This is a genomic window from Rhodoblastus sphagnicola (assembly GCF_002937075.1).
Lineage (GTDB): Bacteria > Pseudomonadota > Alphaproteobacteria > Rhizobiales > Beijerinckiaceae > Rhodoblastus > Rhodoblastus sphagnicola.
Genome location: NZ_NHSJ01000046.1, coordinates 22,168 through 33,073, shown reverse-complemented (window position 1 = coordinate 33,073; position 10,906 = coordinate 22,168). Strand labels below are relative to the sequence as shown.

The following is a 10,906-nucleotide window of genomic DNA, read 5'->3' as shown; positions in this document are numbered from 1 at the left end:
TGGAAGCAGGGGCGGCGGGCGTGGCGGCGGGCGCGGCGACCGGCGCCGAAGCGGTTGCGCCGGAACCTTCGCCGATCTTGCCGAGCAGGGCGCCGGGGGCGACGGTGTCGCCATCCTTGGCGACGATTTCGGACAAAGTGCCGGCGGCGGGCGCGTTGACTTCGAGCGTGACCTTGTCGGTTTCGAGTTCGAGCAAGGGCTCGTCGGCCTTCACCGCATCGCCGATTTTCTTGAACCAGCGGCCAATGGTGGCTTCGGAAACGGATTCGCCAAGGGTGGGAACGACTACATCGGTGGACATGAGGGATCTCATCCGCCGCGGGCGCGGCTCAGGAGGGAAGTGGTGGGGACGCCATTTGGCGTCCCGCAAAATCAGATCGAAAAAGCGTCGTCGAGGAAGGCCTGGAGCTGCGCGAGATGACGCGACATCGTGCCGGTCGCCGTGGCGGCGGAAGCCGGGCGGCCGACATAACGCGCGCGCCTGTCTTTGCCGCCAACCTGCGTCAGCACCCATTCCAGATAGGGCTCGACGAAGGACCAGGCGCCCATGTTTTTCGGCTCTTCCTGGCACCAGACCACGTCGGCCCGTTTCCAGCGCTGCAACCGGCTCACCAGAGCCTTCAACGGCATGGGATAGAGTTGTTCGACGCGCAGCAGATAGACGTCGTCGATGCCGCGCTTCTCGCGCTCCTCATAGAGGTCGTAATAGACCTTGCCGGTGCAAAGCACGACGCGGCGGATCTTGTCGTCCTTGACGAGCTTGATCTTTTCGTGCGGATCCGTCTCGGCCGCGTCGGACAGCAGACGGCGGAAATGGCCGTCGCCGGTCAGTTCCTCCATCGTGCAGACCGCGCGCTTGTGGCGTAGCAGCGATTTCGGCGTCATCAGGATCAGCGGCTTGCGAATGTCGCGTTTCAGCTGACGGCGCAGGATGTGGAAGTAATTCGCCGGGCTGGAGCAGTTGGCCACCTGCATGTTGTCCTCGGCGCACATTTGCAGATAGCGCTCCAGACGGGCGGAGCTGTGCTCGGGACCCTGCCCTTCGTAACCATGAGGGAGCAGGCAGACCAGACCGGACATGCGCAGCCATTTGCGTTCGCCCGAAGAGATGAACTGGTCGAACAGCACCTGCGCGCCATTGGCGAAATCGCCGAATTGCCCTTCCCACAGCGTGAGCGCGTTCGGCTCCGCGAGGGAATAGCCATATTCAAAGCCGAGCACCGCCTCTTCGGAAAGCATGGAATTGATGACTTCGTAGCGGCCCTGACCGTCGCGAACATGGTTCAGCGGCACGTAACGGTTTTCGTTCTCCTGGTCGATCAGCACCGAATGGCGTTGGGAGAATGTGCCGCGTTCGCAATCCTGGCCCGAAAGGCGGACACGATAGCCGTCGTCCACCAGCGAAGCGAAAGCCAGCGCTTCGGCGGTCGCCCAGTCGATGCCCTCGCCGGTCACGATCGCCTTGCGGCGATTGTCCAGGAAGCGCTGGATGGTCTTGTGGACGGTGAAGTCCTTTGGCGCCTCTGTCAGCACCTTGCCATAGGCCTGAAGCTTTTCGACGTCCACGGAGGTCCTGCCGCGGCGGGCGTCTTCGATATCGGCGCTCGGCACGGCGCGCAGGCCGGACCAACGACCGTCGAGCCAGTCGGCCTTGTTCGGCTTGAAGGCTTGGCTGGCCTCGTATTCGGCGTCGAGGCGGCTGCGCCAGTCGGCCTTCATCTTGTCGATTTCGCCCTCGGTCACCAAGCCTTCGCCGACCAGCTTTTCCGAGTAAATGTCCAGCGTCGACTTGTGCGCGCGGATTTTCTTGTACATCAGCGGCTGGGTGAAGGACGGCTCGTCGCCTTCATTGTGGCCGAAGCGGCGGTAGCACCACATGTCGATGACCACTGGCTTCTGGAACTTCTGACGAAATTCCGTCGCCACCTTGGCGCAGAACACCACGGCTTCCGGATCGTCGCCGTTGCAATGGAAGATCGGCGCCTCGACCGTCTTCGCCACGTCGGACGGATAGGGCGAGGAGCGCGAATAGCGCGGATAGGTGGTGAAGCCGATCTGGTTGTTGATGATGAAATGCAGCGAACCGCCGGTCTTGTGGCCCTTCAGGCCGGACAGGCCGAAACATTCGGCGACCACGCCCTGGCCGGCGAAAGCCGCGTCGCCATGGATCAGCAAGGGCATGACCGAACGGCGGTCGTCCGGTTCGCGATCGAGGTCCTGATCGAGCTTGGCGCGAACTTTCCCGAGCACCACGGGATCGACGATTTCGAGATGCGACGGGTTGGCGGTCAGCGACAGATGGACCTTGTTGTGATCGAATTCGCGGTCCGACGACGCGCCGAGGTGGTATTTGACGTCGCCCGAGCCCTCGACCTCGTCCGGCAGGAACGAGCCGCCCTTGAATTCATTGAACAAGGCGCGGTGCGGCTTGCCCATCACCTGGCAGAGAATGTTGAGGCGGCCGCGATGGGCCATGCCCATGACGACCTCCTTGCAGCCCAAGGCGCCGCCGCGCTTGATGATCTGCTCCAGGGCCGGCAGCGTGGCTTCGCCGCCATCGAGACCGAAACGCTTGGTGCCGGTGTAGCGCACATCGAGGAATTTTTCGAAACCTTCGCCCTCGATCAGCTTTTGCAGGATGGCGCGCTTGCCTTCCTTGGTGAAGGTGACCTCCTTGTCCGGCCCTTCGATGCGTTCCTGAATCCAGGCTTTTTCCGCCGGATCGGAAATGTGCATGAATTCCCAACCGATGGTGGAGCAATAGGTGCGCCGCAAGATCGCGAGCATTTCGCGAATGGTGGCGTGCTCCAGGCCGAGCACGTGATCAATGAAGATCTTGCGGTCGTAATCGGCTTCGGTGAAGCCATAGGTCGAGGGGTGCAGTTCCTCGTGATCCTTCTGCGGATCGAGGCCCAACGGATCGAGGTTGGCGTGAAGGTGACCGCGCATGCGATAAGCGCGGATCATCATGATGGCGCGAACGGAATCCCGCGTGGCGCGCTGCAAATCGGCGGGGGAAACGTCGCCCTTGCCTTCGGCCGCCGCCTTGCCCTTGATCTTGTCGGCCAGCGCCTTTTCGTTGACCGGCCATTGGCCGTCGAGCGCCGCGACCAATTCGCTGCGCGGCGCGATCGGCCAGTTCTTGCGCGTCCAGGACGCTCCCTTGGCGTTGGCGGCGACGGACTCGGCGTCGTCGTTCAGACCGCCGAAAAATTCGCGCCATTCGGCGTCGACGGCGGCGGGATTTTCTTCATAGACGGCGTAAAGCTGCTCGATATAGGCGGCGTTGCCGCCAAACAGGAACGACGAATCGGCAAAGGCCTCATTCGTCGGGGAACGGCCATTTCCTCCGCCGCCATTGTTTGTTGTGCTGTCGTGACGCGCCATGGTTTTTCCTCTCGACCCGCCGCCGCCGAAGCGGCTTTGCCCGCGGGATCAGGCATTCTCTTCAGAATGCATTCGAGCCTCAAACCGAGCTTGTCGCTCGGAATCGCCGCCGACGGCTCTATTGGATCGGCGGGAGGAAAAAAGGCGCGGACATTTCGCCCGCGCCTCTCTGGATCACTTGCCCTTGAGCAGTTCGACGAGGGTCGAACCGAGCCGCGCCGGCGAGGGAGAGACGCGGATGCCCGCCGCCTCCATCGCGGCGATCTTGTCCTCGGCGCCGCCCTTGCCGCCCGAGATGATCGCGCCGGCATGGCCCATGCGGCGTCCGGGAGGCGCCGTGCGGCCGGCGATGAAGCCGACCACCGGCTTCTTGCGGCCGCGCTTGGCTTCGTCGGCGAGGAACTGCGCCGCGTCTTCTTCCGCCGAACCGCCGATTTCGCCGATCATGATGATCGACTCGGTCTTGTCGTCAGCCAGGAACAGTTCGAGCATTTCGATGAATTCGGTGCCCTTGACCGGGTCGCCGCCAATGCCGACCGCCGTGGTCTGGCCGAGGCCGACCTGTGTGGTCTGGAACACGGCTTCATAGGTCAACGTGCCCGAGCGCGAGAGAATGCCGACATTGCCCGCTTTGAAGATGTTGCCCGGCATGATGCCGATCTTACAGGCGTTGGCGGTCATCACGCCGGGGCAGTTCGGCCCGATCAGACGCGACTTGGAGCCCGTCAGCGCGCGCTTCACCTTGATCATGTCCTGGACGGGAATGCCTTCGGTGATGCAGACGATCAGCGGGATTTCCGCGTCGATCGCCTCGCAGATCGCGTCGGCGGCGCCCGGCGGCGGGACATAGATCACGGACGCGTCGGCGCCGGTGGCCGCCTTGGCTTCGCCGACGGTGTCGAACACCGGCAGGCCCAGATGGGTGGTTCCGCCCTTGCCGGGCGAGGTGCCGCCGACGACCTTGGTGCCGAAATAGGCCAGCGCCTGTTCAGAATGGAACGTGCCGTTCTTGCCCGTGAAACCCTGGGTGATGATTTTGGTGTTGTTGTCGATCAGGATGGACATGTCAAACCTCCTTCACGGCCTTGACGATTTTCTGGGCGGCGTCGTCGAGGTCATCGGCGGAGATGACGTTGAGACCCGATTCGGCAATGATCTTCTTGCCGAGATCGACATTGGTGCCTTCGAGCCGGACCACCAGCGGAACCTTCAGGCCCACTTCCTTGACCGCCGCGATCACGCCTTCCGCGATCACGTCGCAGCGCATGATGCCGCCGAAGATATTGACGAGAATGCCCTTCACGTTCGGGTCGGCGGTGATGATCTTGAACGCCGCCGTGACCCGCTCCTTGGTGGCGCCGCCGCCGACGTCGAGGAAGTTGGCGGGCTCATGGCCGTAGAGCTTGATGATGTCCATGGTCGCCATGGCCAAGCCGGCGCCATTGACCATGCAGCCGATGTCGCCGTCGAGCGCGACATAGGACAGGTCATATTTGGAGGCTTCGATTTCCTTGGCGTCTTCCTCGGTCTCGTCGCGCAGCGCGAGCATTTTGGGCTGGCGATAGAGCGCGTTGGAGTCGAACGACACCTTGGCGTCCAGGCACTTCAACTCGCCCTGCTTGGTGACGACCAGCGGATTGATCTCCAGCATGGACATGTCGGCGGTGACGAAAGCCTTGTAGAGCTGGCCAACCAGAACGCCCGCCTGCTTGGCGAGATCGCCCGTCAGGCCCAAGGCCTTGGCGACGGTGCGACCGTGATGCGGCATGACGCCGGTGGCGGGATCGACGGAGAAGGAGATGATCTTTTCAGGCGTGGAATGCGCGACCGCCTCGATGTCCATGCCGCCTTCGGTGGAGACCACGAAGGAGACGCGCGACGTCACGCGATCGACCAGCGCCGAGAGGTAGAATTCCTTCTCGATGTCGGAGCCGTCCTCAATATAGAGGCGGTTGACCTGCTTGCCGGCGGGGCCGGTCTGGATGGTGACCAGCGTGTTGTGCAGCATTTCCTTGACGAACTGCTTGACTTCGTCGATCGACTTGGCGAGGCGCACGCCGCCCTTTTCGCCGGCTGCGGCTTCCTTGAACTTGCCCTTGCCGCGACCGCCCGCATGAATCTGCGACTTCACGACCCAGAGCGGACCGCCCAGTTCCTTGGCGGCGGCTTCGGCGTCCTCGACCTTCAGAACCGGAACGCCACGCGAAACCGGGACTCCAAATTCCTTGAGAACGGCTTTCGCCTGATACTCATGAATATTCATACAAAACCTCCCAATAAGAGCTCAAGCGGGTCCGACGGTTTTTTTCCGCGCGAACCCGCTGGTCCCCGGCGACAAGCCGGGGACAATCCATGACAAATCAGGCGAGGGCCGGATTGATCTGCTTGCAGGCCGCGATCAGACCCTGAACCGAAGTCAGCGACTTGGCGAACTGTTCCTCTTCGGCCGCGTCGAAGGAGACTTCGATGATCTTCTCGACGCCATTGGCGCCGATCAGCGCGGGCACGCCGACATAGGTGTCCTTCACGCCATATTCGCCGTTGAGGTAAGCGGCCACCGGCAGGACGCGCTTCTGGTCCTTGAGGTAGGATTCGGCCATGGCGATGGCGGAAGCGGCCGGGGCGTAGAAGGCCGAGCCGGTCTTCAGCAGCGCGACGATTTCGCCGCCGCCCTTGCGGGTGCGGTCGACGATGGCGTCGAGCTTCTCCTGGGTGAGCCAGCCGGACTTGACGAGTTCGGGCAGCGGCACGCCGCCGACGGTGGAATAGCGAACCAGCGGCACCATGTCGTCGCCGTGGCCGCCGAGCGTCATGGCGTGGATGTCCTTGACGGACACGCCGGTGGCTTCGGACAGGAAATAGCGGAAGCGGGCGGAGTCGAGCACGCCGGCCATGCCGACGACCTTGTTGGCCGGCAGGCCCGAGGACTTCTGCAGCGCCCAGACCATGGCGTCGAGCGGATTGGTGATGCAGATGACGAAGGCGTCGGGCGCGTTCTGCTTGATGCCGGCGCCGACGGCGTCCATGACTTTCAAATTGATTCCGAGCAGGTCGTCGCGGCTCATGCCCGGCTTGCGCGGCACGCCGGCGGTGACGATGACGACGTCGGCGCCCTGGATGGCCTTGTAGTCGTTGGCGCCGGACAGGGTGGCGTCGAAGCCGTCGACGGGAGAAGACTCGGCGAGGTCGAGCGCCTTGCCCTGGGGGGTGCCTTCGGCGATGTCGAACAGGACGATGTCGCCAAGCTCCTTGAGGCCGGCGAGATGGGCGAGCGTTCCGCCAATCTGGCCAGCTCCGATCAGTGCAATCTTGTTACGCGCCATGGGTCTTCGTCCTTGCTTCATGATGTCCTGCGCGACAGGCGGCAGGGTTGGCGTCAGTGTCGGAAAGGGCTTGTGCCTCCAAGCGGCCGGGCTTTCAAGTCGGGAGAAAGGCTAACGGCGGGGCTTTGGCCTGCGCCTCTGCGACAAAAAGCCGCGGATTTGGCGCGAAAAGGATTTAAGTAACAGCCGATTAGGGGGAATTTCCGCCCACGCGAGACCGTGCGGCAACACCGAGTGACAAATAACAAAAAATGTCACAAGTCAAAGTCGGGATCGCCGTAGAACAGGCTGCGCTGGATGGCGGCGAAGGCCCGGCCGGCGCGAAAGGCCAGGTCGGGCGTGGGAATGGCCCGGTCGAGCGTGATCGAAATGGGCTGGATGAACCGGTGCGAGAGATCGAACACGAGCGCCATGGCGCGGCGCCGATCGGTCAGGCGGAACGAGCCCGCATTGATCCCTTCCTCCACGATGGCCTGAATCTCGCTTTGCATCTTGTTGCGATGTTTTCGCGCGACGACGCGGTTTTTCTCGATGGCCTCGCAGAGCAGCTTGAACAGGACGGGATCGGCTTCAAGCTTGGCGCGATAGGTCTTCTGGATCGCGGAAAGCGCCCGTTCCAGCTTGTCGTAGGCGGGATCCGGCCCCTCCTTGATCAGCCGCAACTGGCTCTCCAGCGATTTCAGCCATTGCTCGGTGACGGCGTCGAACAAAGCAAGCTTTGAAGGAAAATAGCGATAGACATTGGCGTGCGACATGCCCGCGGCCTCGGCTATGTCGAGGATGGTCGTCCGCTTCGGGCCGAAACGGCGCAGGTGATCGCAGGCGTGCTCGAGGAGTCTCTGGTCGGCGGTCGTCTCGTTCTGTCGCGCCGGCGCCGATTGGCTCATGTCTCGACCAGTCCGGCCGTGTCGCCGCTGGCCCCTATGCTGGCGTGGGGCAGCGCCAGATAGTCCTTGGAGCGCATTTCGATCAGGCGCGAGACCGTGCGCTCGAATTCGAAGGCTTCCCGTCCGTTCGCCGCGCGATAGATATCATGGGGTTCGGTTGCGGCGGAGGCGATCAGTTTGACGCGCTGGTCGTAGAGCGCGTCGATGAGGTTGATGAAACGCTTGGCCTCGTTGCGCTCGTCCGGCCCGATCACGGGAATGTTGTCGAGGACGAGCGTATGAAAACACGCGGCGATCATCACGAAATCCGCCGCGCCGAGCGGTTTCTTGCACAGATCGGCATAATCGAAGCGGGCGACATGGCCGGCGGCCTGCGGCACGACGACCTCGCGTCCAAGGATCGGCAGCCGCGTCTCCGCGCCTTTCTCCACGCCGCTCAGGGCCGCGAACCCCTTGGTGAGGAGCGCCCGCGCCCGGTCGTCGGCGGGCGTGATATAGACGGGCGCGTTTTCGAGCCGCTCCAGCCGGAAATCCCTGGGGGCGTCCAGCTTCACCACATCCATGTTGGCCCGGATCATGCCGATGAAGGGCAGGAACAGCGCGCGATTGAGACCGTCCTTGTAAAGATCCTCCGGGTCGACGTTGGAGGTGGCGACGACGATGACATTGCGCGCCCACAAAGCCTGGAACAGTCGTCCCAGCAGCATGGCGTCGGCGATGTCGGTGACGGCGAATTCGTCGAAGCACAGCAGCGAGGCCTCCCTGGCCAGCGCTTCCGCGACGGGAACGATGGGGTCGTCGCCCTTGACCGCATTGGCCTTCTTCTTCTGGCGCCAGTCGAAAATCCGCCGGTGGGCGTCGGCCATGAAGGCGTGAAAGTGGACGCGGCGCTTCAGCTCCAGCGGCGCCGATTCAAAGAACAGATCCATGAGCATGGTCTTGCCGCGCCCGACCGATCCCCAGACGTAGAGGCCCTTGACCGGCGTTTCCGCCGCGCGGCGGGCGCCGAACAGCCAGCCCAGGGCGCTCGACTTCTTGGCCAGTCGGGACTCGTCGAGGGCCTGGAGCAGCCGATCGAGCTTCGCCACCACCGCGGCTTGATGGGCGTCGCGTTCAATGCGTCCGTGCGCAACCAGAGTATCGTAACGATCGGCGATCGACCGGGGGGAGGTTTCCATGGGGTCTGTCCGGGGGGCGATGAATCCGTGTAGCGGCGCCGCCAAACCGCTGACAACCTCGCCTTTCGCCCAAAAGGCAAGAAACGGGGGGCAAATTCTCACAAACGCCGGCTAGAGCTTTTTCACCTTTCGTGGAAACATGAAAAAGCTCTCGAGTCTTGTTCTAACGCATTTTCTTAACGCGAACCGGTGTCCGCTTCGCTTGAAAATGCTCTAGGCTTGCGTCTCTATGGTCCTTTTCGGGCCGTATAACTAGACTCGATTCGTTTTGCGCAGAGCCAACCATGACCAAACCCCGCGCCATCCCGGAATTCGCCACATCGGACGCCGAAAAACGCCGACCCGCGCGTTTGCCGGAACTTCCCGGCGAAAACGGCGATCTCGCGACCTTGTTGCGCCAGGCGGCGGCGGCCCAGCGGCTGGTCGAGGAAAGATTGCTCGCGGATCTCGGCGTTACGCCGCCGCAATTGGCGGTCCTGCAATTGCTCGGCGCTCATCCCGGCTTGCTGGCCGCCGACATCGCGCGCCGCATCAAACTCACGCCACAAACCGTCAGCCTGATTATCGCCAATCTGCGTCGCGCGGGTTTGGCGCGCGAGGAGGAAGGCGCCGTCTCCACTGTTTCGCGCGCCCGGCCGCTGACGTTGACGGGCCAGGGAGAGACGATTCTGCGCTCCGGCCGGGAGCGGGTCGAGGCGGCGTCCGCGCGCCTTGCGGAGGGCATGCGGCCCAAGCGCGAACGCGCCTTGCGTCGCTGGCTCGCTGGCGTCGCGGCCGGCGTCGCGCAACCCGGCGCTGCCGACCCGGACGAGCTATAACCCACCCAGCGCGCGGATCGCGCGCCAATGATCGGCCGAGACGGGCTGGACCGACAGGCGCATGTTCTTCACCAGCGCCATATCGGCGAAGCGCGCGTCGGCCTTGATCTCTTCCAGCGTTACGGGGCGGGGCAGGGGCTCCACCGCGCGCACGTCCACCATGCCGAACTTGCCGCTGGCGTCGGTGGGATCGGGATGGAACAGCTTGATGACTTCAACAATGCCGACCACGGCCTTGCCGACGTTGGAATGATAAAAGAAGCCGAGATCGCCGATTTCCATGGCCTGCATCTGCTTCTTCGCCAGATGGTTGCGCACGCCGGTCCAGCCGGTTCCCTCCTTGCCGCAGGCGACCATCTGCTCCCATGACCATGCGTCCGGCTCGCTCTTGAACAGCCAATAGGCGCTCACGCCAGCGAGACTCCGACGACGGGCTTGAAGGCGCGAAGCTCCACCGAGGCGAACAGGCCCGCATGCGCATAGGGGTCCTGAGCCAGCAAGGCCTTGGCCTCGGCCTCGTCGGCGCAAGCAAGGATCAGCATCGAGCCGCACATCTGTCCGTTGGCGTCGAGGAACGGTCCTCCCAGTTTGACCTTTGTGGCATTGGCGCCGAGGAAGGCGAGATGGCCAGCGCGATTTTCGGTTCTCTTGGCGAGCGAATCGGGCTTGTCGAGGCAGAGGGCGACGTAATGCATTGGAAAAGGCTCTCAATAGGGTCCAAAGGGAGGATAAGCTTCGCCGGAAGCTTGCACGAATTGGTTCGCGCCTTCAATCCCTGTGGGGAAGCAACGTATTGTAACCGTCGCAAGTTGGTCCTAGTCTGCCAATTGCCTCGCAGTTCTCTAGAGACTGCGCAGGGCTACATTTCGTAGCGAACAGGGGAGGATTTCCCGTGAGCATCTTCGGTTCCATCATAGGCAAGATTTTTGGCTCAAATCCGGCGAAAGCTGCTCCCGCCGAGCCCGCCGCGGACGAACCCGCCGCCGTCCCCGCCGCTCCGGAGGTTGTTCCGGCCGCCGTCCATGTCGATGTCGCCAAGATTCTCGACGGTCTCAACGAAGCCAATCCCGAAACCCTCGACTGGCGCGTTTCGATTGTCGATCTGTTGAAAGTTCTCGGACTCGACTCCAGCCCCGCCGCGCGCAAACAGCTCGCGACCGAGTTGAAATTCGAAGGCGACGCGGAGGATTCCACCGCGTTGAACATCTGGCTGCACAAGAAGGTCATCGACCTCATCGCCGCCAATGGCGGCGAAATTCCCGCCGAACTGCTGAAGAAGTAGGTCACGCGCCCGCTAGAGCTCCGATCCGATA

The 10,906-nt window shown here is 63.0% G+C and carries 11 protein-coding genes; 2 read left to right on the top strand and 9 right to left on the bottom strand.

Annotated features, from left to right (window positions below; translation table 11 throughout):
* From CCR94_RS07695 to zapE, 7 genes are all read right to left on the bottom strand, one after another.
* Window positions 1–301: biotin/lipoyl-containing protein (locus CCR94_RS07695; RefSeq protein ID WP_338052978.1), on the bottom strand; the 301-nt coding region annotated here is incomplete at its 3' end.
* A 71-nt stretch (window positions 302–372) separates the two neighbouring features.
* The gene (locus CCR94_RS07690; protein ID WP_104507297.1) at window positions 373–3,387 is read right to left on the bottom strand and encodes a 2-oxoglutarate dehydrogenase E1 component; all 3,015 of its coding nucleotides are present in this window, start codon (window positions 3,385–3,387) and stop codon (window positions 373–375) included.
* 174 nt (window positions 3,388–3,561) lie between these two features.
* The gene (gene sucD, locus CCR94_RS07685; RefSeq protein ID WP_104507296.1) at window positions 3,562–4,452 is read right to left on the bottom strand and encodes a succinate--CoA ligase subunit alpha; all 891 of its coding nucleotides are present in this window, start codon (window positions 4,450–4,452) and stop codon (window positions 3,562–3,564) included.
* A 1-nt stretch (window position 4,453) separates the two neighbouring features.
* On the bottom strand, window positions 4,454–5,650 hold the full coding sequence (sucC, locus tag CCR94_RS07680) for an ADP-forming succinate--CoA ligase subunit beta (RefSeq protein ID WP_104507295.1): 1,197 nt from the start codon (window positions 5,648–5,650) through the stop codon (window positions 4,454–4,456).
* Between the two features lie 97 nt (window positions 5,651–5,747).
* Complete coding sequence (gene mdh, locus CCR94_RS07675) at window positions 5,748–6,710, bottom strand: malate dehydrogenase (RefSeq protein WP_104507294.1); 963 nt, start codon at window positions 6,708–6,710, stop codon at window positions 5,748–5,750.
* Window positions 6,711–6,964: 254 nt separating this feature from the next.
* Window positions 6,965–7,597 carry a TetR/AcrR family transcriptional regulator gene (locus tag CCR94_RS07670; RefSeq protein ID WP_104507293.1) on the bottom strand — a complete coding sequence of 211 codons (633 nt, stop codon included), beginning with the start codon at window positions 7,595–7,597 and terminating at the stop codon, window positions 6,965–6,967.
* Window positions 7,594–8,775, bottom strand: a complete 1,182-nt coding sequence (zapE, locus tag CCR94_RS07665) for a cell division protein ZapE (protein WP_104507292.1) — start codon at window positions 8,773–8,775, stop codon at window positions 7,594–7,596. The genes CCR94_RS07670 and zapE overlap by 4 nt, the downstream gene beginning before the upstream one ends.
* 284 nt (window positions 8,776–9,059) lie before the next feature.
* Between zapE and CCR94_RS07660 the strand changes: the two genes are divergently transcribed.
* Window positions 9,060–9,593, top strand: a complete 534-nt coding sequence (locus tag CCR94_RS07660; protein WP_104507291.1) for a MarR family winged helix-turn-helix transcriptional regulator — start codon at window positions 9,060–9,062, stop codon at window positions 9,591–9,593.
* On the opposite strand, the gene CCR94_RS07655 is transcribed toward CCR94_RS07660, so the two are convergent.
* A complete protein-coding gene (locus tag CCR94_RS07655; protein ID WP_104507290.1) occupies window positions 9,588–10,004 on the bottom strand; it encodes an EVE domain-containing protein in 417 nt (138 codons plus the stop codon). The genes CCR94_RS07660 and CCR94_RS07655 overlap by 6 nt on opposite strands.
* Window positions 10,001–10,288 carry a YciI family protein gene (locus CCR94_RS07650; RefSeq protein WP_104507289.1) on the bottom strand — a complete coding sequence of 96 codons (288 nt, stop codon included), beginning with the start codon at window positions 10,286–10,288 and terminating at the stop codon, window positions 10,001–10,003. Before CCR94_RS07650 ends, CCR94_RS07655 begins: the two co-directional genes overlap by 4 nt.
* Window positions 10,289–10,485: 197 nt before the next feature.
* On the opposite strand from CCR94_RS07650, the gene CCR94_RS07645 reads away from it, so the two are divergent.
* A complete protein-coding gene (locus CCR94_RS07645; protein WP_104507288.1) occupies window positions 10,486–10,875 on the top strand; it encodes a DUF3597 domain-containing protein in 390 nt (129 codons plus the stop codon).
* Window positions 10,876–10,906: the final 31 nt, after the last annotated feature.